Origin of the sequence: Streptomyces sp. NPDC059037 (genome assembly GCF_042740015.1) — a bacterium.
Classification (GTDB): Bacteria; Actinomycetota; Actinomycetes; order Streptomycetales; family Streptomycetaceae; genus Streptomyces.
Genome location: NZ_JBHYIG010000001.1, coordinates 97,880 through 119,142, shown reverse-complemented (window position 1 = coordinate 119,142; position 21,263 = coordinate 97,880). Strand labels below are relative to the sequence as shown.

Sequence of the window (21,263 nt, the reverse complement as noted above, 5' to 3'; positions counted from 1 at the left end):
GAGGCCCTCACCCCCGCACCACACACGGGGGCGAGGGCCTCGCCGCGTCACAGCGTCAGACTCGCCTGCACCGGCAGGTGATCGCTCGGGAACTGTCCGTCGAGGGCGAACGTGTTGATCGTCGCCGAGTGGACCCGGACCCCCGGTGTCGCCAGGATCCAGTCGATGCGGTCGCCGTCCGGGGTGAGCGGCTTGTAACCGTGGAACGTGGCGTACGCCTTGCTGCGCTCGTCCGCCGCGTCCCAGGTGTCGACGAGACCGGCGCCCAGCATCGTGTCGTAGACCGGATTCTTGTGGGCGGCCACATTGAAGTCGCCCGTCACGAGGATCGGCAGGGACCGGTCGAGGCGGGCGATGCGTTCGGAAATCAAACTCGCGGCACGCGTGCGTGCGTACTGACTGGCGTTGTCGAGGTGGGTGTTGAGCACGTACAGCTCGGTGTCGGTGCGCAGGTCGTGGAAGCGGACCCAGGTGACCATGCGGATGGAACCGCCGCCCCAGGTGTTGGAGCCGATGACGTCCGGGGTGTCCGAGAGCCAGTAGTGGTCGTACTCGACCGGGGCGAGCCTGCGGGTGTCGTAGTAGACGGTCATGAACTCGTTGCGGCTGCCGCCCGCGCGGCCGGTGCCGATCCAGTCGTAGTGCGGGCCCAGGTCGGCGGCGATGTCGCGCACCTGCTGGTAGAGGCCTTCCTGGGTGCCGATGACATGCGGGCGCGCGCGGCGCAGCAGCTCCCGGGTCACCGGGCGGCGGTCGGCCCAGGTGTTGGGCGGCGTGGTGCTCGCGTAGCGGAGGTTGAACGACATGACCTCCAGACGGCGTCCGGCACGCTCCACCGCGTGCGCGGGGGAGGCGGCGAGCGCCGTGGTGAACAGGGGGACCGCCGCGGCGGCGAGTACGGTCTGCAGGCCGAGGCGGCGGGTCACTCGGGAGTCGTGCGGCACGCGGTCTCCTTCGGTGTGTGGCGGTCAGCATGGGGTGCGCGCGGGGAAGTGCGGAAGCAGGATCTGAGACAGGAGTGAACGGCCGCGGTCCGGCAGACGAGAGGGTGTTGACCAGCGGGAAGGTCGACGGATAACTTCGCCATACGGATTCTTGATTCCGTTAAGCGGAAATGCCGGGCGCGGCACCGAGCGTGTGGAGGATGCAGGAATGGGTCAGCAAGAGCAGGTGGCAACGAGCCTCGCCGGTGCGGTCAGCGAGGGCATCAGCGCTTCCCTCGCCCCGGTGGACGCGGAGCTCGAGCGCGCCTACCCCGGAGACCCAGGCACCCGCCAGCCCGTCCACACCGTGTACGTCCCGGGCGAGGCCTTCGCCGCCGACACCATCCGCAGCTGGGGCGACCAGGCCCTGGCCGCGCTCGACGAGCACGCCCCGGACGCGGCGTCCTTCGCGGCCGTGCTCGGCCTGACCGACGATCTCGCCGAGCCGGTCTACAGCCGCGTGCGCGCCAAGCTGGAGCGCGAGCCCATCGAGGACCTGCGCATCGACTTCGAGGACGGCTACAAGGGCAAGGGCGAGGACCAGGACGCGGCCCGCGCCGCCCGCCTGGTGGCCGAGGCCTACAAGAACGGCACGGCGGCCCCGTACATGGGCATCCGTATGAAGTGCATGGAAGCGGCGGTCCGCGACCGTGGCATTCGCACCCTCGACATCTTTCTCTCCGGTCTCATGGAGGCCGGCGGCCTTCCCGACGGTCTCGTCCTGACCCTGCCCAAGGTGACGTACCCCGAGCAGGTCACCGCCATGGTGCGCCTTCTGGAGGAGTTCGAGAAGGCGCGCGGCCTGGAGGCGGGCCGGATCGGCTTCGAGATCCAGATCGAGACCAGCCAGTCCATCCTCGCGACCGACGGCACCGCCGCCGTCGCCCGGATGATCCAGGCCGCCGAGGGCCGCGCCACCGGCCTGCACTACGGCACGTTCGACTACAGCGCGTGCCTCGGCGTCAGCGCCGCCTACCAGGCCAGCGACCACCCGGCCGCCGACCACGCCAAGGCGGTCATGCAGGTCGCCGCGGCAGGCACCGGCGTACGTGTATCCGACGGCTCCACCAACGTGCTGCCGGTCGGCTCGACCGCGAACGTGCACGAGGCCTGGCGGCTGCACTTCGGCCTCACCCGGCGCGCCCTGGCCCGCGCCTACTACCAGGGCTGGGACATGCACCCGGGCCACATCCCGACGCGGTACGCGGCCGTGATCGCGTTCTACCGCGAGGGCTTCGAGCGGGCCGCCGCGCGCCTTTCCGCCTACGCGGGGCATCACGAGGGCGGCGCGGTCGCGGACGAGCCCGCCACCGCGAAGGCGCTCGCCGGATACCTGCTCCGCGGCCTGGACTGCGGCGCCCTCGACGCCGGCGAGGTCACCCGCGGCACCGGCCTCACGCTGGCAGGGCTGCAGTCCTTCGCGGGCCCCCGCCGCGGCGACCTCACGGCCAACGCCAAGTAACTCCGGCACGCGCTGTCACCCCTGCCCCGTACTCTGTAGCCCACGGAAGTGGTGTCGCAGGAACGGGGCAGCGGTGTCTTCGGGGGATCAGGAACAGACGGGCGGGGTCGGCAGACTCCTGGCCGGGCGCTATCGCGTCCTGGCGCAGCTCGGGCGCGGCGGCATGGGCGTCGTCTGGCGCGCGGTGGACGAGGTGCTGCACCGCGAGGTCGCGGTCAAGGAGCTGCGGACGTACTCGGACGCGGCCGGGCCGGAGCTGGCCGATCTGCGCGTGCGGATGCAGCGCGAGGCCCGCGCGGCCGCTCGCGTGCGCCACCCCGGAGTCGTCGCCGTGCACGACGTGGCGGAGGTCGACGGGCGCCCCCTCATCGTCATGGAGCTCATCGAAGGACCGTCCCTGGACGACGTCCTGCGCGAGCGCGGCACCCTCGACCCCCGTGAGGCCGCGGCCATCGGCGCCAAGGTCATGGAGGCGCTCGCCGCCGCCCACCGCGCAGGCGTACTGCACCGCGACGTGAAGCCCGGCAACATCCTCCTGGAGTCCGGCGGCGGCCGCGTCGTCCTCACCGACTTCGGCATCGCCACGATGGACGACCCCGCCGACGGCTCGTCCACCCACCTCACCCGCAGCGGCGAGCTCGTCGGCTCCCTGGACTATCTGGCCCCCGAGCGCGCCCAGGGCCAGGACCCGGGCCCCGCATCCGACGTCTGGGCCCTCGGCGCCACCCTGTACGCGGCGGTCGAGGGATCGTCGCCCTTCCGCCGTACGTCGACGTGGTCGACGCTCACCGCGATCGTCGCCGAGCCGCTGCCCGAGCCGCAGCGGGCAGGCCCCCTGACGCCCGTGCTCCAGCAGCTGATGCACAAGGACCCGCAGGCGCGGCCGGACGCGGACCAGGCGGTGCTGCTGCTCGCCGACGCGGCCGGCAGCGGAGCCCCCACAACCGCGCTCCGCGAGCCCACGCCGCAGCCGAGACAGACCACCGAGCGCAGCATCCCGAGCGGGCCACCGCCGGGCTTCGGGCCACCGCTCGCGGCAGCGGCCGCCGCGCCGCACCCCGCGGCCCCGGTCCCGCAGCCGTCCCCCGCGTCCCCGCAGCAGCCCAAGCGCCCGCGCCGCGGCCGCGCCCTGCTCGCCGCGGCGGCCGTCACCGTCGTCCTGGCCGCGACCGGCGTCACCGTGGCCCTCCTCAACAGCGGGGGAGAGGACGGAAACCGGGCGCAGAGTCCCGCGTCCCCCGGCGGCAACACCGCCGAGCCGGATGCGGACAACAGCCGTGGCTCGCTCGACGGCACACGCGCCCCCAAGCCGTCGAAGCAGGGCGACGAGAAGTCCCGTGAGCCGGACGCGAAGCCGTCGGACAAGGACGATCCGAAGTCAACCGTCAAGCCGACGAGCCGCCCCAAGCCCTCGACCGAGCCGACCCAGGACGAGGGCACGACCGGCGGCGGCTCCGGCGGCTCCGACGGCGGCACATCGGGCGGCGGCGACCCGGCCCCCGAGCCCGTCTGCCACGCCACGGGCGGCGGCAAGTACGACTGCTCGGTGTGGCGCACCGCCAAGTCGTACACCGCGTCGGGCGCCGAGGCGGGCGTACTGAACGCGGGCACCAACTACTTCTACTGCCAGCAGAACCTCGGCCGCCGCGAGACGTACGGCGAGTGGACGAACGTCTGGTGGGCCAAGACGGACGACGACAGCGGCAACACGAACGTGTTCGTCAGCGACGTGTACATCAAGGGCGGCGACAACGACAAGCCGCTGCCGGGCCTCCCCGTCTGCTGACCGGTCAGCAGACCGGAAGGCGCGGCAACGGTCAGCCCGCAGGCGGCAGTTCGCCCGACCCGCGGGTGATCAGCCGGGTGGGCAGCTCGATGCGCTCCGGAGCGTCGGACGCCCCGTCAAGCTGCCGGAACAGGCGCTCCGCCGCGGTCCTGCCCAGCTGCGCCGCGTCCTGGGCGACGACGGTCACGCCCGGCTGCAGCAGATCCGCGAGCTCGATGTCGTCGAAGCCGACGAGCGCCACCGGACGGGAGAGCCCGGCGAGGACACGGACGACCGTCACCGTCACACGGTTGTTGCCCGCGAAGATAGCCGTCACGGGGTCCGGGCCGCTCAGCATCGCCTCCGTGGCCGGTCCGACGCGCTCCGGGGCGGTCGCGCCGAGGGACACCCACTCCTCGTCGACGGGGATGTCGGCGTCCTCCATGGCGGCGCGATAGCCCCGCAGGCGTTCTATGGCCGTATGGATCCGCGGCTGGTCACCGATGAAGCCGATGCGGCGGTGACCGTGGGCGATGAGATGGGCGACGCCGTCCCGCGCGCCGCCGAAGCTGTCGGAGAGCACGACATCGGCGTCGATCTTCCCGGCGGGACGGTCGACGAAGACGGTGGCGACACCGGCGGCGATCTCCGGCTCCAGATAGCGGTGGTCGTCACCGGCCGGGATGACGACAAGACCGTCGACCCGGCGCGCGCACAGCGCGAGCACCAACTCCTGCTCCCGGTCCGGGTCCTCGGCGCTGGAACCGTTGATCAGGAGCGCGCCGTGGGCGCGGGCGACCTCCTCCACGGCGCGGCTGAGCGGGCCGTAGAAAGGGTCGGCGAGATCCTCCAGGACGAGGCCGATGCTGGCGGTGCGGCCCTTGCGCAGGACCCGCGCACTGTCGTTGCGGCGAAAGCCGAGGGCCTCGATGGCCTCCTGTACGCGGCGTTCGGTGTCCTGGGTGACACCCGGTTCGCCGTTCACGACCCGGGAGACCGTCTTGAGGCCCACTCCGGCGCGCGCGGCGACGTCCTTCATTGTCGGACGGGAGCCGTATCGGTTGTCGGGAGAGCGAGAGGGGCGGCCCGGAGGGTCTCCGGCAGGGTGGTGGGAGACGGGCGGGCGTGCGGCGGTCTCTGCCACGGTGCGCTGTCCTGTCGTCGGCGTAAATGATGTGGCGTCGAGCATAGAGCCTGGACAACGTTGTCAGATGCAAGAGAGACTGTCCATCGCACTCTCCGGCCTGCCCTTTCACCAGGAGATCTGACACTGATGCACACGGACCTCGTCGTCGCACTCGACATCGGCGGCACCAAGATCGCCGGCGCCCTGGTGGACGAGCACGGCCGGATCCTGCTGCGCGCCCAGCGGCCGACGCCCGCGCGCGAGGACGGCGACACCGTGATGCGGGCGGTCGAAGAGGTCGTCGCCGAGCTCAGAGTCTCCCCGCTGTGGGGCCGCGCCCGCGCCGTGGGCATCGGCAGCGCGGGCCCCGTGGACGCGTCTGCGGGCACGGTCAGTCCCGTCAACGTCCCCGGCTGGCGCGGCTATCCCCTGGTCGAGCGGGTGCGGGCGGCGACCGATGGGCTGCCCGTCGAACTCGTCGGCGACGGCGTCGCGATGACGGCGGCCGAGCACTGGCAGGGCGCGGCCCGCGGCCACGACAACGCCCTGTGCATGGTGGTCTCCACCGGCGTCGGCGGCGGCCTCATCCTCGGCGGCGCACTGCACGCCGGCCCCACCGGCAACGCGGGCCACATCGGCCACATCAGCGTGGACCTCGACGGCGACCCCTGCCCCTGCGGTGCGCGCGGCTGCGTCGAACGCATAGCGAGCGGCCCGAACATCGCGCGCCGCGCCCTGGACGGCGGCTGGCGTCCGGGCCCGGACGGCGACACCTCCGCCGCCGCGGTCGCCGTCGCCGCCAGGGCCGGCGACCCGGTGGCCCTTGCCTCCTTCGCCCGCGCGGCCAGGGCGCTGGCCGCCGGGATCGCCGCGACGGCGACGCTCGTCGAGATCGACATCGCCGTCATCGGCGGCGGCGTGGCGAAGGCGGGCGACGTCCTCTTCACGCCCCTGCGCCGCGCCCTGCGCGACTACGCCACGCTCTCCTTCGTACGCGAACTCACCGTGGCCCCCGCGCTGATGAGCACGGACGCGGGCCTGGTGGGCGCGGCGGCGGCCGCGCTCGGCGGCAAGAGGCTGAGCGCGGCGCCGACGCAGCCCAGCGTCCTGGAGAGCCGGACGGGCTGAGGGGCAGTACAGTCCGTCGAGGGGCTCCCCCCTGCTCCTTAAGAGCTTGGGGGAGTTTGAGGACGGACTCGGCGAAGCCGGTGACGGACGGGAACCAAAGCCGCCCGCGGCTCAGCAGCCAAGCGTTGGCTCCGCCCAGTCCGCGTGATCGGAGTCGGTCCCGTCACCGCCGTCGGTGACGACGAGCCGTACCGTCTGCGCACCGCTCACGTCGGCCGACAGGCCCTGCGCGGCATGGATGTTGGTCAGGACGCCGGTCGACGCGGCCTTCTTGCCGTCGGCCCAGATCTCGAAGGCGACCGAACCCTTGAGGCCCTTCTCGTCGTCGACACCGACCTTGGCCGTGACCTTCTCGCAGGCGCCGCCGGTGTAGTACTCGATGCTGCTCGACGCGTGCGCACCGAGCCCCTTGGCGAACACCACCCCGTTGACGGTCATCGGATTGCCGTCGCCGGCCGCGCTCTCGCCGTTGCTCGTGTCCTTCTCGACCGGGCCCCAGCCGTTGACCGTGGAGAGCCACGGCAGGTCGCTCATCGCCGAGCTGCCCGCGGGCGGGGCCACGACGACATGCGCCGTCAGCGGCAGCGTGCTCTGGGCGCGGGCGCCGGAGGGGGAGCGGTAGGCCGTCTTGACGGTCAGGTCGTACGCACCCGGGGACGCGCCCTGAGGTGCGGTCACCGACCACGACGTACTGAGGGACTTGCCGGTGCCCAGGGAGCTCGCGGTCGACGGTGACGTCGCCTTGATCTGCCAGCCGGACGGTCCGCTGATGGTGGCCGACACCTTCTGCGCGGGGGTGCGGCCGAGGTTGGTGACCTTCGACGTCAGCTCGGTCGGCTTGCCGGGCTCCATGAACGGGGCGCCGCCCAGGCCGAGTTCGACGGCGGGCGGCTGCTGTGCCCACTTGCCGTCCGCCGACACACGCAGCAGTACGGTGCCGTGGGCGGGGACGGTCGCCGAGATCGTGCCCGCCGTGTTGTAGCTCTTGTGCTGCCACAGGTCGCGCAGCGTGTAGCCGTCCGCGTCCGGGAGGCCGACGGCCTTCGCCGATGTGGCGATCGACTGGGCGCTGCCCGTCTCGTTGAAGAGCGCGACGGCCCGGCTGCCGTCCTTCATCTCCTTGGCGACGACCCACCGGCCGCCCTCGGAGGAGAGCACCTCGCCCTGCTTGCCCAGCGGATCCTGGTCGACGGCGATGACTTCCTTGTTGCCGATGATCTCGAAGGTCTCGGGCGTGGCCTTGCGCAGGTCCGAGCCGATGAGCAGCGGCGCGGCCATGACGGACCACATCGAGAAGTGCGTGCGGTACTCGGTGTCGGTCATGCCGCCGTTGCCGACCTCCAGCATGTCCGGGTCGTTCCAGTGCCCCGGACCCGCGTACTTGGCGAGCGGCAGGTTCTGCTTCATGATCGACAGCATCGAGCTCCAGTTGTCGCTGATGTCGCCGGTGGTGCGCCACAGATGGCCGACGTCGGAGGCCCACTCCCAGGGCTTGTTCTCGCCCCACTCGCAGATGCTGTAGACGATGGGGCGGCCGGTGGCCTCCAGCGCGTCGCGCATCGCGATGTAGCGCTTCTTGGCGTCGACGCCCTGGTTGTTGCAGTTGTCGTACTTGAGGTAGTCGACGCCCCAGTCGGCGAACTGCTGTGCGTCGCTGACCTCATGGCCGAGCGCTCCGGGGAAGCCGATGTCGCTGCAGGTCTTGGTGCCGGCGCTGGTGTAGATGCCGAGCTTCAGGCCCTTGGCGTGTACGTAGTCGGCAACTGCCTTGATCCCATGGGGGAATCGCTTGGGGTCGGGGACCAACTTGCCGTTCGCGTCCCGCTCGGGCAGCGCCCAGCAGTCGTCGAGGTTGACGTACTGATAGCCGGCGTCCTTGAGGCCCTTCTCGACGAAGATGTCCGCGATCCCCTTGACCATCGACTCGTCGAACTCGGCCCTGCAGTGGGTGGAGTTCCAGTTGTTGAAGCCCATGGGCGGGGTGAGGGCGAGATCGCCGGGGAGCTGCGACCCGGCACCGGGCGCGGACGCGGGGGCGGGGGCTGCTCCGCGCCGGGCGTCCAGGTCCTGTGCCGCGGCCGGTGCCGGGGCCGCGAGGCCGGCGCCGCACAGCAGTGCGGCGGCGATCGACCCGACGACTCTTCGACGGATGGTGCGGGAGGTGAGATGACGCATCGTTACATTCCTCCGTACTCGCAGGAGTTGGGGGCTGCATGTACGTGTCAGAGGTGCGCGCTTACGGTAGAGCGTGTTGGACTCTGTTGGAAGGGGAGTGGTAACGGTTCGGACAGTCGAACGCCGAAACCCTTGACTGTGGTGGCACTTGGGAGTGGTATCCCAACCCTCGCGTTCGGTTGTGTTCGGTTGCACCCCGAGGAGGGGGACATGGCACAGTCATCGTTCAGTGATCCTGCTGCGCGTCGAAGCATGTCAGGACATCGGATGTCCCGGCGGAATCTGCTACGGGGTGCCGCCGCCGGCACCGGAGCGGTCACCCTTCCGGCCCTGCTCACGGCCTGCGGCGACGGACCCGGCGGCAACAAGGACGAAGTCACGATGGGCTCCAATTCCTCGGACGCGGTGCCCAAGAAGGCGTTCGCCGCCGCCTTCGACGCGTACGAGAAGAAGTCGGGGAAGACAGTCAAGGTCAACACGACAGAGCACAACGAGTTCCAGCAGAACATCACGCGCTATCTGCAGGGATCACCCGACGACGTCTTCATGTGGTTTGCCGGATACCGCATGCAGTACTTCGCGGAGAAGGGCCTGCTGATCGATGTCAGCGATGTGTGGAAGGGATTCAGCGGCTTCTCGGACGCCCTGAAGGCGCAGTCCACACACGACGGCAAGCAGTACTTCGTGCCGTACTACTACTACCCATGGGCCGTGTTCCACCGGAAGAGCCTCTTCGAGAAGCAGGGCTACGAACAGGCCAAGACCTGGGACGACTTCATCGCGCTCGCCAAGAAGATGAGCAAGGACGGGATTCCGGTCGCCTTCTGCGACAAGGACGGCTGGCCCGCGATGGGCACCTTCGACTACATCAACATGCGCCTCAACGGATACGAGTTCCACAAGAACCTGATGGCCGGCGAGGAAGCCTGGACGGACACCAAGGTCAAGAAGGTCTTCGACCTGTGGCGCGAGCTCATGCCGTACTACCAGAAGGGCGCGCTGGGCCGCACCTGGGAAGAGGCCGGACAAGGCCTGCAGCAGCGCAAGACGGGCATGGCCGTGTTCGGAATGCCGCACCCCGGCCAGCAGTTCCCGGCGAAGGAACGCGACGACATCGACTTCTTCGCCTTCCCCGAGATCGACCCCGCGTACGGGCAGGACGCCGTCGAGGCACCCATCGACGGATTCCTGGTCGCGAAGAAGTCGAAGAACGTCGACGGCGCCAAGGAGCTCCTGAAGTGGCTGGGGACGCCGAAGGCCGAGGACATCTATCTGGCCGGCGACCCCAACAACGTCGCGGTCAACGACGGGGCCGACACCAGCAAGTACAGCCCGCTGCAGAAGAAATCGGCCGAACTCGTCGCCGGCGCCAAGCAGATATCGCAGTTCCTGGACCGGGACACCCGGCCCGACTTCGCGCAGACGGTCATGATCAAGGCCCTCCAGGACTTCATCGACGATCCGAATGACGTCGACGGCCTTGTCAAGAGCATCGAGCGGCAGAAGAAGGACATCTTCTCGTCGGACGTCAGCTGAGTAGCGGGGATTACGTTCCGTGCCGCAGAAGACCATCGCGCGGCGCGCCGGACGACGGGGCCCACGGCGTTTCACACGCCGTGACATCGTCGTCCTCGGCGTGCTCCTGGGAATTCCCGTCCTGCTGGACATCGTCATCATCTGGGGCCCGACCCTCGCCTCCATAGGCCTGTCCTTCACCTCCTGGGACGGCATAGGCGACATCCAGTGGGTCGGCGGAAAAAACTACGAGAACCTGGTCGACAACTACCCGGCCTTCTGGCCGGCCGTCCGCCACAACCTGCTGTGGACAGCGTTCCTCGGCCTGGTGGCGACGCCGTTCGGCCTTCTCCTCGCGGTCGTCATCGACCGCGGAGTCCGCTTCAGCCGCTTCTACCAGTCCGTTTTCTATATGCCGGTGGTGCTGTCGCTCGCCGTCGTCGGATTCATGGCCCAGCTGATCCTCGGCACCGACCAGGGTGTGGTCAACACCCTCCTCGACGACCGCAACGACCCGGTCGACTGGCTCGGAAACTCCGACATCAACATCTGGATGATGATGCTCGCCGCGAGCTGGCGGCATACGGGCTACGTGATGATCCTCTACCTGGCAGGCCTGAAATCCGTCGACCCGGCCTTGAAAGAGGCGGCGCAGATCGACGGCGCCAACGCCCGCCAGACGTTCTTCCGCGTCGTCTTCCCGACCCTGCGCCCGGTGAATGTCATCGTCGGCGTCATCACGGTCATCGAGGCATTGCGCGCCTTCGACATCGTGTACGCGGTGAACAAGGGCCGCAATGGCCTGGAACTGCTCTCCGTACTCATCACCGACAACATCATCGGCGAGGCCAGCCGTATCGGATTCGGCTCGGCCATCGCGGTCGTCCTGCTGACCGTCTCCCTGGGATTCATCGTGACGTTCCTGGTCCAAGAGCTGCGAGGTGCGCGCGACCGATGACCGCCGACATCCACACCACGGCTCCCGCCGCCGCGCCGGCGCCGCCCGCCGGGAAATCCCCCCGACGCGGGCGACGTCCGGGCCGGTTCGGCGTGCACATCTTCCTCGCGGCCGTCTCTCTCGCGTTCCTCGCGCCGCTGCTCCTGGCCGTATATGCCTCCCTTCGCCCGTACGAAGAGACGGCTCAGCACGGCTACTTCTCCTTCCCCGACCGCCTCTCCTTCGACTACTACCGCCAGGCCTACAGCGATTCCGGCATGGGCAAGTACTTCACCAACACCTTGCTCATCGCGGTGCCCGCGGTCGTCATCACGCTCTTCCTCGCGGCGTTCGTCGCCTTCGCCGTGTCCCGGCTGCGCATTCGCGGCGGAATGCTCCTGCTGATGTTCTTCACCGCGGGCAATCTGCTGCCTCCGCAGGTCCTTGTCACCCCGCTGTACGTCCTGTTCCTGAAGATTCCACTTCCCTGGTGGATGTCTGATTCCCTCACCCTGTACGACTCGTACTGGGCGATCATCATCGTCAACATCGGCTTCCAGGTGGGCTTCTGCGTCTTCGTCCTCTCGAATTTCATGCGGACGCTGCCGCAGGAGATCCTGGAGGCGGCGATCGTGGACGGCGCGGGCGTATGGACCCAGTTCTGGCGCATTACGCTGCCGCTGTGCCGCCCGGCGCTCGCGGCCCTCGGAACGCTCGAATTCACCTGGATCTACAACGACTTCCTCTGGGCCCTCATCTTCATCTCCGACCCCGACAAACTCCCGATCACGTCGTCCCTGAACAACCTGCGCGGCCAGTTCTTCACGGACTACAACTTGCTGGCCGCGGGCTCGGTCCTGGTGGCCCTCCCCACGGTCCTCGTCTTCCTGCTGCTGCAACGGCACTTCATCGCGGGGCTGACGCTGGGGTCGAGCAAGGGGTGAGGGCGACCGGCGGCTGACGGGCCCCCGGCGTCATCGAAGATCATCGGGTGTGCAGAATGACCCGTATGCCTATAACGAACACCCCGAAAACGGCAACGGTCGATGACGCTCAGTTGGTGAGCCGGACCCTGGCCCGTGCCTTCGGAGACGACCCGATGATGCGCTGGTTCTTCCCGGAAGACGCCTCTCGCGAGGCGGGACTTGGCCGGTACTTCACCACGCTGTTCACCCGGCAGTACGCGCGGCACGGCGTCTGCGAGCGGACCGACGCGGCGGCCGCCTTCTGGGTGGCGCCGGAGGGCCAGGAGAAGGCCGTCCCCGACGCGGAGACCGTCCAGGAGCTCCAGGAGATCCTGGGCGACCGGGCAGGCCTGTTCCGCGACGCGGTCGAGGCGGCTGCCGAGCACGGCCCGAAGGAAGCCCACTGGTACCTGGCGGTCATCGGCGCCGACCCGGCAGCCCGGGGCCAGGGGCACGGGTCGGCGCTGCTGCGCTCAGGACTCGCCCAGGCCGACGCGTCAGGCCTGCCGGTCTACTTGGAGTCCTCCAAGCCGTCCAACATCCCCGTCTACGAACACTTCGGCTTCACGGTCCTCGAGGAGGCACAACTGCCGGGCGGCGGCCCGGTGCTGTGGTCGATGCGCCGCGAGCCGCGTCCCGGCGCGGGCGCCTGACGGACGGCGGGCGGCGGGGAGCCGGTCGATCGGTCGGCAGGGGGGCGGTCTCTCGGGCGGCAGGGAGTCCGCGAGATTTCACCCCGCCCCGAGGAGGTACAACTGCCACCCTGAGGACGGGCGTTGTGGTCGATGCCCCGCGAGTCGCGTGCCGGTGTGTGCGCTTGGCGGACAGAGGGCGGCGGGGAGTCGGCCGCTCGGTCGGCCGGGGGTCGGTCTCTCGGTCGGCCGGGGGTCAGTCTCTCGGTCGGCCGGGAGTCCGAGAGGCTTCACCCTGTCCCGAGTAGGCGCAACTGCCGTGCAGCGGACCGGTCTCCCGGAGCCGACCGAGAGACGACCCCCGCCGACCGAGAGATCCCCCATCCTCGCCGACAGGCCGATTCCTCGCCGCCCGCCGCCCGCCGCCCGCGCGGAGATTCACCGCGTCCCGAGGAGGCACAACTGCCCGGCGACGGCCCGGTGTTGTGTTCCATGCGTCCCGAGTCGCGTCCCGGTGCGGGCGCCTGACGGGCGGCAGGCGGCGGGGAGCTGGCCTCTCGGTGGCCGGGGGCGATCTCTCGGTCGGCCGGGAGTCCAAGAGACTTCAGCCCGTCCCGGGGAGGCGCAACTGCCCCTCGACGGACCGGTGTTGTGGTCCATGCGTCCCGGTGCGGGCGCCTGACGGACGTCGGGCGGCGAGGCGTCGGCCTGTCGGCCGGGGGCGACCTCTCGGTCGGCCGGGAGTCCAAGACACTTCACCCCGTCCCGGTGCGGGCGTCTGACGGGCGTCGGGCGGCCGGGAGTCGGCCGCTCGGTCACTCGCAGGTGGTCAGCGGATTCGGGCTGCGATGGTCTGGGCGCACGCCAGTGACTCGGTGTGCGTCGTGTCCACCTCCAGGTCGTAGGTCACGCCCTTGTGCACCGTGTCCGCCTGCAACGCGGCCATGCCCTGGGCTCGGTCGCCGCGTGCGATTTCGCGGCCCGCGGCGACCCCGCTGTCGCAGCGCACGCCGACCCACAGCACGTCCAGCTCGCCCAGGGCCTGCTGCCAGCGTTCCTGTGAGGAGGCTCCGCCGAGAAAGACGTCGTCGACGATGATCCTGGCGCCGGCGCGGGCCATCGCCACGATGCCTTCCGTCCAGGCCGCCTCAAGGGCACGGAACTCCGCCCCGACGCTCACCCCGCCGTCCGCCGCGATCTCGATCCCCTCGTCCGACGCCTGCATCCTCGCGGGCATCGCCTCGACGAAGGAATCGCAGCCGAACGCCAGCCACGGATCAGGAAGAACGGCCTGCAGGCAGCGCACGATCCCGGACTTCCCCGAGCTGGACCCGCCGTTGACAATGATCATCTGAGTCGCCACGCCGCCAGGGTAGGAGTTCTCCCGAGCCGTACGAAACGGATTTCCGTGGACGGCGGCTACTGTGACGGCGGAATGAGGGGGGCAGCATGCTCGACGACTGGGACGACGACACCGACTACCACCGTGCAGTGGGCTGCACCTGGCTCCTGATCGCGGTTGCCGTGATCTGCTCGCTGGCGGTCGTGGGCCTCGGTGTTGTCGCCGTCTTCGGTACGGACTTCTTCCTCGACATGACCGAAGCGCTCGGCCAGTAGGCCTACCCCGCCGCGTCCAGCGCCGCCCGCAGCGTAGGCGCGGGAGACAGCATCGCCGTGAGGCCGGCGATGCTGAGGATGCGCAGCGTCAGGGTGTGGGTGCAGACCACGGACAGGTGGCCGCCTCTGGCCGTCGTACGGCGGTGTGCGCGGACCAGCAGGGAGATGCCGGAGCAGTCGAAGAAGGTGGTCTCGCGCAGGTCGATGATCACGGTCTGGGCGGGGCCCGCGGTGATGGGGTCGATCAGCGGGTTGAGCCGCTGATAGGCCAACAGGTCGATGTCGCCGTGGAGTTCGACCACGACCGCGCCATTGAGCCCGTATACGCGAGGCGGCGGATCGGAGTCCTCGAAGGCGAATTCGTCCAGTGCGTCGAGCTGCATGGGTCCCCCCAGTGCCGATGACGAAACCGGACCCTCGCGGGGGAACCGGACCGTGTCGGAAAAGCCGGAATCAAGAGGTCACCAGGGGCTGGGGCGCCTTGCGGATCACGCTAGCGGTGGAGGGCGCACCCTGGAGTGCGGGAACGATTCATGCAGTCTCGCTGCCACTCAATAGAGTGAAATGGAAGCGAATCGCTTGACAGTCCAAGTTGACTTTCGGCCTGGGTATGGGCCGCCTCAACAGGGCCTGGTTTCCGTGGCAGGGTGTTGCGGGCAAGCCACAGGGGGCCAACAGAAGAGGGGGAACCGTGATCGTCTGGATCAACGGCGCGTCCGGTGCGGGCAAGACCAGCGCCGCACGGGAACTGATCGAGCTGATCCCGAACAGCACACTCTTCGACCCCGAGGTCATCGGCGGCGGACTGCCCGATCTGCTGCCGCCCAAGCACCTCGCCGAGGTGAGCGACTTCCAGGATCTGCCCATCTGGCGCAGACTCGTCGTGGACACCGCCGCGGCGCTGCTCGCCGAGGTCGGCGGAGTACTCGTGGTGCCGATGACCCTGCTGCGCCAGGACTACCGCGACGAGATCTTCGGCGGCCTGGCCTCGCGCAGAATCGCCGTACGGCATGTCGTCCTGGCCCCGGACGAAACGATCCTGCGCGAGCGAATAGCCGGCAGACCAGGCCCGGCGGACCTGTCCGACGGCGAGATGCGGGTACGCCAGGCGTCGCTCGACCGCATCGAGCCCTACCGCGCGGCCCTCGCGGGCTGGCTCGGTGTGGATGCCCTGCGCGTCGACACCGGCGGGCTCACCCCCTACGAGACCGCAGAGCGCGTCGCCGACGCCGTACGCACCGGTGCCGCGGCCGTCTGCGACATCGTGCAGACCCCGGAGCCCACCGCGGAGACGCTCGCCGCCGGAGTGCTGCTCTTCGACGAGCACGACCGGGTGCTGCTCGTCGACCCGACGTACAAGGCCGGTTGGGAGTTCCCCGGCGGCGTCGTCGAACCGGGCGAGGCTCCCGCGCGCGCGGGCGTGCGCGAGGTCGCCGAGGAGACGGGCATCCATCTCACCGAAGCCCCGCGGCTCCTCGTCGTCGACTGGGAGCCGCCCGTGCCGCCCGGCTATGGAGGGATGCGCTTCCTCTTCGACGGCGGGCACCTCGACGGCGATGAGGCACAGCGGATGCTGCTGCCGGGACCGGAGCTGCGCGACTGCCGGTTCGTCACCGAGGAGGAGGCGGCCCGGCTGCTGCCTCCTGTGCGCTACGAACGGCTGCGCTGGGCACTGCGGGCGCGCGAGCGCGGGATCCCGCTGTACCTGGAGGCGAGCGTTCCGGTCGGCCGGCGGGAAGTCCCGGGCGGTTCGGGGCCGGAGAGCCCCTAGCTTTGGGTCGGCCCGAGATGCGCCGCGCTCACGCAGCGGATCGCGCGCGGTGTCGGCGTACCGCGTCGCGGTTGGCGCACCGCTGGGAGCAGTAGCGCCGGCGCCCGGTGCGGGAGGTGTCGGCGAAGATCGTGGTGCACTCCGTCACGTCGCACCGCCGCAGCCGGTGCATGCCACGCCCCGCCAGGTGCAGCGCCGTACCCACGGAGAACAGCGAGAACAGCACGGAGCCGAGCGGCTTTTGGTCGTCGCGGTAGCGCAGGTGCCAGCCGGTGTCCGCGTGGTCGGTCAGGCGTGGGTAGGCGGCGGCCTCCGCCAGCATCCGGTTGACCAGCTCGGCGTGCTCGTTCTCGTCGGAGGCGTCGACGACCTTCTCCCACGCCTCCAGTGCGGCCAGGGTCCGGTCCAGGTCCCGCGGCGTGACCGGGCGCTCCACTGTCAGCCCGGCGGCCCGGCAGCGGTCCGCGAGTTCCTCGGGGCCGGCCGGGCGGTGGTTGGCCAGGTCCGCGGCCAGGTTCACGGCATCCTCGCCGTAAGGGTTGAGGTGCATAAGACCATTACACCACTGTGGACGGCATGAGTCAGCAGACGGGACACCCTCACCTCGCGACCCGCTCCAGAGAGCACACCGGCGTACGGCAGGCCGCCGATGACGACATCGCGGAGCTCGTACGCCTGCGGGCTTCGCTCTTCGACGACCTCGGCGGCGACTTCTTCAACCCCGCGTCAGCGGGCGACGATTGGCGGGGCGCCCTGGTCGCCGTACTGAAGGAGAAGCTGGCATCGGAGGACACACGGATCCTCGTCGTGGACGGCGACGCCGACGGCGACGGCGACGGCGATGACAGTGACGGCGACGGTCGGCTCGCCGCCTGTGGCATCGGCACCGTCGACCAGTGGTTCCCCGGTCCGCACTCGCGCAACGGCCGGGTCGGCCACGTCATCGGCGTGGTCACCGACCCGGCGCACCGGCGGCGAGGCCACAGCCGCGCGATCATGCGCGGGCTGCTCGGCTGGTTCCGTGAGCGGGACGTCTCCCGTGTGGACCTGTCCGCGTCGGCCGAAGGAGAGCCGCTCTATCGCGAACTCGGCTTCGTCGACCACCCCGACCCGTCGCTGTACTGGCGCCCATGACTGCCCATCAGCAAACGGCAGTTGGCGGCGCGTCGCGGTACCGGTGGACCGTCCTCGGCATCGCCACCTTCACCCAGGCCGCCGCGGCCTTCTTCGTCCAGGGCATCGGGGCCCTTGGCATCCACCTGCAGCGTGATCTGGGCCTGAGCACGGCCCAGTTGGGCCTGCTGCTCTCGGCAGTCCAACTGGTGCCGCTGGTAGGGCTGTTGGTGGCCGGAGAGCTGCTTGACCGCATCGGTGAGCGATGGGTCGTCGGGGCCGGTGCCTGTGTCGTCGGCGTGGGCCTGCTGCTCGGCAGCGCGGTGCCCGGATACGTACCCCTGCTCTGTGTCCTGATCGTCGTCGGCGCGGGATACAGCACGATCCAGCCCGGCGGGAGCAAATCGGTCGCGGCCTGGTTCGATGCCTCTCAGCGTGGCATGGCGATGGGCATCCGCCAGGCGGGGCTGCCGCTGGGCGCCGCCGTCGCATCGGCCGTACTGCCCCTCGTCGCCGAGGAGTTCGGCTGGCGGGCGACGCTCGTGGCCGGTGGGCTGATCGCGCTCCTCGGGGCAGGCGTGTTCATGGGGTTCTACCGTCGGCCGCCCACCGGTGGCGCTCCGCAGCAGGACGACGGCGGCTCGCCCACCTCGCCCCCCTCGCTCAGGGAGCAACTCGACGCCCGGATCGGGATGCTCCGCGAACCGGCCATGGTGAAGATCATGCTGTCCGGGACCAGCCTGATCACCGTGCAGTACGCCGTCGGGGTCCTGTCCGTGCTGCACCTGCACCGGACGACGTCGTTGGCGGCGGGCACGGCGGCCCTCGTCCTCGTGGTGGCCCAGGGGGTCGGCGTCGCCGGTCGTGTCTGCCTGGCGGCCTGGAGCGACCGCAGCGGCTCCGGGCGCCACGCCTCCGTCATGATCTGCATGATCGCCGTCATCGCGGGGATGGTCGCGCTCATGACGCCCGCGGGCAGGTCACCCGCCGTGGCGTGCGCCGTCTTCGTCTGGCTCGGGTTCTTCGGCTACGGCTGGTACGGCCCGTGGGTCGCCTACGTCGCCGAATCGGCACCACCGGGCAAGACGGGATTCGCCCTGGGCCTTGCCATGTCCGTCAACCAGATCGCCGTCGTGCTCGCGCCGCCGGCCCTCGGCCTGCTCATCGACGTCACGGGCAGCTTCACACCGGCGTGGGGCGTTCTCGCCGCGATGACCGCCGTGGCCCTGACGGCCATGACGGCCATGACGGCCATGACGGTCACGGCTCACGGGGAACGCCCACGCGCCGGCGCCTGACTCAGCTCGCCGCGTACTTCTGGAGGAACAGCGCCTCGGCGACCGACAGCCGCTCCAACTCCTCCGGCGAAACGCTCTCGTTGACCGCGTGGATCTGCGCCTCGGGCTCGCTGAGACCGATCAGCAGGATCTCCGCCTGCGGGTAGAGCGCGGCGAGGGTGTTGCACAGCGGGATCGATCCGCCCTGCCCCGCGTACTGCATCTCCTCGCCCGGGTACGCCTCGCCCATCGCCTCAGCCATCGCCGCGTACGCCGGGCTCGTGGTGTCCGCGCGGAACGCCTGGCCCTGCCCGATCTGCTCGGTGGTCACCTGCGCGCCCCACGGCGTGTGCGCCTCCACGTGCGCCTGCAGCAGCTTGGTGGCCTCGGCCGCGTCGACGCCCGGCGGCACCCGCAGGCTGATCAGTGCCCGCGCGCCCGCCTGCACGGACGGCGTCGCGCCGACCACCGGCGGGCAGTCGATGCCGAGCACGGTGACGGCAGGGCGGGCCCAGATGCGGTCGGCGACCGTGCCCGCACCGATCAGCTCGACGCCGTCGAGGACCTTGGCGTCCTTGCGGAAGGCGTCCTCTTCGTACTGAAGGCCGTCCCACACCTCGTCCCCGGTGAGCCCGTCGACCGTCGTCGAACCGTCCTCGGCGCGCAGCGAGTCGAGCACCCGCACCAGCGCCGCGAGCGCGTCGGGGGCCGCGCCGCCGAACTGCCCCGAGTGCAGATTGCCCCCCAGGGTGTCGACGCGGACGCGTACGAGGGTCATGCCGCGCAGGGTCGCGGTGACCGTCGGCAGACCGACCCGGAAGTTGCCGGCGTCGCCGATGACGATCGTGTCGGCCGTGAGCAGGTCCGGGTGCTGCTCGGCGTACCGCTCGAGACCGCCCGTGCCCATCTCCTCCGAACCCTCCGCGATCACCTTCACGGTCACCGGGACGCCGCCGTTCGCCTTCAGGGCGCGCAGCGCGAGCAGGTGCATGATCATGCCGCCCTTGCAGTCGGCGCTGCCGCGGCCGTACCAGCGTCCTTCGCGCTCCGTCAGCTCGAACGGCGGGGTCGTCCACGCCGCCTCGTCGAGCGGCGGCTGCACGTCGTAGTGCGCGTAGAGCAGGACGGTGGGCGCGCCCTCCGGGCCGGGCAGCACGCCGTACACGGACTGGGTGCCGTCGGGGGTGTCGAGCAGCGCCACGTCCTGGAACCCCTCGGCGCGCAGCGCGTCCGCCACCCAGTTCGCGGCGGCCTCGCTCTCGCTCCTGGGGAACTGGTCGAAGTCCGCCACCGACTTGAAGGCCACCAGTTCAGTGAGCTCCGCCTTCGCCTTCGGCATGAGCGAGGCGACGGTCTCGGCGATCGGATTCGGCGACATGGGCACGCTCCTCGTAGGTGCGACGTTGTACGGGTGTGGGTGCTGTGATCCTCCCACAGGAGGGGGTCGGGGGTGCCCGCCGTAGGATGCTTTGGAAAGCGCGGCCAACAGCTGGATCGGGAGCGGTAGACCAACGTGAGCAGCGAGAACTCAGCGGACGACGCGCAGTACGTGTGGGACGTCGTCGTGGTGGGAGCAGGGCCCGCGGGGGCGTCGGCGGCCTACGCGGCTGCGGTCGCGGGACGCAGCGTCCTCGTCCTGGAGAAGGCCGAACTGCCCCGCTACAAAACGTGTGGCGGCGGCATCATCGGCCCGTCGCGCGACGCACTGCCGCCCGGTTTCGAACTGCCCTTCAGGGACCGGGTGCACGCGGTGACGTTCTCCCTCGACGGCAAGTTCGCCCGCACCCGACGCTCGAAGCAGATGCTCTTCGGGCTCATCAACCGCTCCGAGTTCGACCAGCAACTGGTCGAGCACGCGCAGAAGGCGGGCGCCGAGGTGCGTACGGGCGTCACCGTCGCGCGCGTGGAGCAGCACGGCTCCGCGGTGCCCGACCGGCGCACCGTCGCGGTCGTCCTGCAGAGCGGCGAGACGGTCCTCGCCCGCGCGGTCGTCGGCGCCGACGGCAGTGCGAGCCGCATAGGAGCGCATGTCGGGGTGAAGCTCGACCAGGTGGACCTTGGTCTTGAGGCCGAGATCCCGGTGCCGGCGAGCGTCGCCGAGGACTGGGCGGGCCGGGTGCTCATCGACTGGGGCCCCATGCCCGGCAGTTACGGATGGGTGTTCCCCAAGGGGGACACGCTCACCGTCGGCGTGATCTCCGCGCGCGGGGAAGGCGCCGCCACCAAGCGGTACTTGGAGGACTTCATCGCACGCCTCGGCCTCGCCGGCTTCGAGCCGAGCATCTCCTCGGGCCATCTGACGCGCTGCCGCAGCGACGACTCGCCGCTCTCGCGCGGCCGGGTCGTGGTGTGCGGTGACGCGGCGGGGCTCCTGGAGCCGTGGACCCGCGAAGGCATCTCCTTCGCCCTGCGATCGGGGCGTCTTGCGGGGGAGTGGGCGGTGCGGATCGGCGAGGCGCACGACGCGGTCGACGCCCGCCGCCAGGCCCTGAACTACGCCTTCGCCGTCAAGGCGGGCCTCGGTGTCGAGATGAGCGTCGGGCGGCGCATGCTGACCGTCTTCGAGCGCCGCCCCGGCGTGCTGCACGCGGCGATCACCGGCTTCCGGCCCGCGTGGAACGCGTTCGCGAGGATCACCCGTGGCTCGACGACACTCGGCGAGCTGGTGCGGAACCATCCGCTGGCGGGGCGTGCGCTTTCCGCCATAGACCGGTAGCCGGGGGCTCGTAGAGGGCTCGTAGAGGGCTCGTAACCTCCGGAATTGGCAGGACTTGAGGCTCGGCCGCCTGTGGGTGGC

General features: G+C 70.3%; 19 protein-coding genes. 12 read left to right on the top strand and 7 right to left on the bottom strand.

Annotated elements, in window-relative coordinates; translation table 11 throughout:
* Positions 1 to 47 precede the first annotated feature (47 nt).
* Positions 48 to 944, bottom strand: a complete 897-nt coding sequence (locus tag ACFWY6_RS00585; RefSeq protein ID WP_384684456.1) for an endonuclease/exonuclease/phosphatase family protein — start codon at positions 942 to 944, stop codon at positions 48 to 50.
* 208 nt (positions 945 to 1,152) lie between these two features.
* Between ACFWY6_RS00585 and ACFWY6_RS00580 the strand changes: the two genes are divergently transcribed.
* The gene (locus tag ACFWY6_RS00580; protein WP_384684453.1) at positions 1,153 to 2,445 is read left to right on the top strand and encodes a DUF6986 family protein; all 1,293 of its coding nucleotides are present in this window, start codon (positions 1,153 to 1,155) and stop codon (positions 2,443 to 2,445) included.
* A 73-nt stretch (positions 2,446 to 2,518) separates the two neighbouring features.
* A complete protein-coding gene (locus tag ACFWY6_RS00575) occupies positions 2,519 to 4,231 on the top strand; it encodes a serine/threonine-protein kinase (RefSeq protein WP_384684450.1) in 1,713 nt (570 codons plus the stop codon).
* Positions 4,232 to 4,262: 31 nt separating this feature from the next.
* Here the strand turns inward: ACFWY6_RS00575 and ACFWY6_RS00570 are convergent, their stop codons facing one another.
* Positions 4,263 to 5,249: a LacI family DNA-binding transcriptional regulator gene (locus tag ACFWY6_RS00570; protein ID WP_384684446.1), complete on the bottom strand. Its 987-nt coding sequence runs from the start codon at positions 5,247 to 5,249 to the stop codon at positions 4,263 to 4,265.
* Between the two features lie 234 nt (positions 5,250 to 5,483).
* Here ACFWY6_RS00570 and ACFWY6_RS00565 point away from each other — a divergent pair, with 234 nt between their 5' ends.
* Entirely contained in the window at positions 5,484 to 6,464 is a 981-nt protein-coding gene (locus ACFWY6_RS00565; RefSeq protein ID WP_384684443.1) for an ROK family protein, read from the top strand.
* A 111-nt stretch (positions 6,465 to 6,575) separates the two neighbouring features.
* Here ACFWY6_RS00565 and ACFWY6_RS00560 read toward each other — a convergent pair whose 3' ends face one another.
* Complete coding sequence (locus tag ACFWY6_RS00560; protein ID WP_384684440.1) at positions 6,576 to 8,639, bottom strand: NPCBM/NEW2 domain-containing protein; 2,064 nt, start codon at positions 8,637 to 8,639, stop codon at positions 6,576 to 6,578.
* A 267-nt stretch (positions 8,640 to 8,906) separates the two neighbouring features.
* Here ACFWY6_RS00560 and ACFWY6_RS00555 point away from each other — a divergent pair, with 267 nt between their 5' ends.
* From ACFWY6_RS00555 to ACFWY6_RS00540, 4 genes are read left to right on the top strand one after another with little or no spacing between them, the layout of a single operon-like run.
* Entirely contained in the window at positions 8,907 to 10,175 is a 1,269-nt protein-coding gene (locus ACFWY6_RS00555; RefSeq protein ID WP_384684437.1) for an ABC transporter substrate-binding protein, read from the top strand.
* Between the two features lie 19 nt (positions 10,176 to 10,194).
* Positions 10,195 to 11,112 (top strand): carbohydrate ABC transporter permease, encoded by a 918-nt coding sequence (locus tag ACFWY6_RS00550; RefSeq protein ID WP_384684435.1) that lies wholly within the window; start codon positions 10,195 to 10,197, stop codon positions 11,110 to 11,112.
* Positions 11,109 to 12,035 (top strand): carbohydrate ABC transporter permease, encoded by a 927-nt coding sequence (locus tag ACFWY6_RS00545; protein ID WP_384684431.1) that lies wholly within the window; start codon positions 11,109 to 11,111, stop codon positions 12,033 to 12,035. The genes ACFWY6_RS00550 and ACFWY6_RS00545 overlap by 4 nt, the downstream gene beginning before the upstream one ends.
* Positions 12,036 to 12,091: 56 nt before the next feature.
* The gene (locus ACFWY6_RS00540; RefSeq protein WP_384684428.1) at positions 12,092 to 12,709 is read left to right on the top strand and encodes a GNAT family N-acetyltransferase; all 618 of its coding nucleotides are present in this window, start codon (positions 12,092 to 12,094) and stop codon (positions 12,707 to 12,709) included.
* A gap of 808 nt (positions 12,710 to 13,517) precedes the next feature.
* On the opposite strand, the gene cpt is transcribed toward ACFWY6_RS00540, so the two are convergent.
* Complete coding sequence (cpt, locus tag ACFWY6_RS00535) at positions 13,518 to 14,051, bottom strand: chloramphenicol phosphotransferase CPT (protein ID WP_384684426.1); 534 nt, start codon at positions 14,049 to 14,051, stop codon at positions 13,518 to 13,520.
* 86 nt (positions 14,052 to 14,137) lie between these two features.
* On the opposite strand from cpt, the gene ACFWY6_RS00530 reads away from it, so the two are divergent.
* Positions 14,138 to 14,305: a hypothetical protein gene (locus tag ACFWY6_RS00530; protein ID WP_384684423.1), complete on the top strand. Its 168-nt coding sequence runs from the start codon at positions 14,138 to 14,140 to the stop codon at positions 14,303 to 14,305.
* Positions 14,306 to 14,307: 2 nt separating this feature from the next.
* Here ACFWY6_RS00530 and ACFWY6_RS00525 read toward each other — a convergent pair whose 3' ends face one another.
* Positions 14,308 to 14,688: an STAS domain-containing protein gene (locus tag ACFWY6_RS00525; protein ID WP_384684420.1), complete on the bottom strand. Its 381-nt coding sequence runs from the start codon at positions 14,686 to 14,688 to the stop codon at positions 14,308 to 14,310.
* A 308-nt stretch (positions 14,689 to 14,996) separates the two neighbouring features.
* Here ACFWY6_RS00525 and ACFWY6_RS00520 point away from each other — a divergent pair, with 308 nt between their 5' ends.
* Positions 14,997 to 16,076: an NUDIX domain-containing protein gene (locus ACFWY6_RS00520; protein ID WP_384684417.1), complete on the top strand. Its 1,080-nt coding sequence runs from the start codon at positions 14,997 to 14,999 to the stop codon at positions 16,074 to 16,076.
* 28 nt (positions 16,077 to 16,104) lie between these two features.
* Here the strand turns inward: ACFWY6_RS00520 and ACFWY6_RS00515 are convergent, their stop codons facing one another.
* On the bottom strand, positions 16,105 to 16,626 hold the full coding sequence (locus tag ACFWY6_RS00515; protein ID WP_384684415.1) for a CGNR zinc finger domain-containing protein: 522 nt from the start codon (positions 16,624 to 16,626) through the stop codon (positions 16,105 to 16,107).
* A gap of 26 nt (positions 16,627 to 16,652) precedes the next feature.
* Here ACFWY6_RS00515 and ACFWY6_RS00510 point away from each other — a divergent pair, with 26 nt between their 5' ends.
* Together ACFWY6_RS00510 and ACFWY6_RS00505 are read left to right on the top strand one after the other, a co-directional pair.
* Positions 16,653 to 17,210: a GNAT family N-acetyltransferase gene (locus ACFWY6_RS00510; protein WP_384684412.1), complete on the top strand. Its 558-nt coding sequence runs from the start codon at positions 16,653 to 16,655 to the stop codon at positions 17,208 to 17,210.
* A complete protein-coding gene (locus tag ACFWY6_RS00505) occupies positions 17,207 to 18,487 on the top strand; it encodes an MFS transporter (protein ID WP_384684409.1) in 1,281 nt (426 codons plus the stop codon). The genes ACFWY6_RS00510 and ACFWY6_RS00505 overlap by 4 nt, the downstream gene beginning before the upstream one ends.
* Position 18,488: 1 nt before the next feature.
* Here ACFWY6_RS00505 and ACFWY6_RS00500 read toward each other — a convergent pair whose 3' ends face one another.
* Positions 18,489 to 19,844, bottom strand: coding sequence for a dipeptidase (locus ACFWY6_RS00500; RefSeq protein ID WP_384684406.1), 1,356 nt, complete (start codon positions 19,842 to 19,844; stop codon positions 18,489 to 18,491).
* A 135-nt stretch (positions 19,845 to 19,979) separates the two neighbouring features.
* Between ACFWY6_RS00500 and ACFWY6_RS00495 the strand changes: the two genes are divergently transcribed.
* Positions 19,980 to 21,182: a geranylgeranyl reductase family protein gene (locus tag ACFWY6_RS00495; protein ID WP_384684403.1), complete on the top strand. Its 1,203-nt coding sequence runs from the start codon at positions 19,980 to 19,982 to the stop codon at positions 21,180 to 21,182.
* Positions 21,183 to 21,263: the final 81 nt, after the last annotated feature.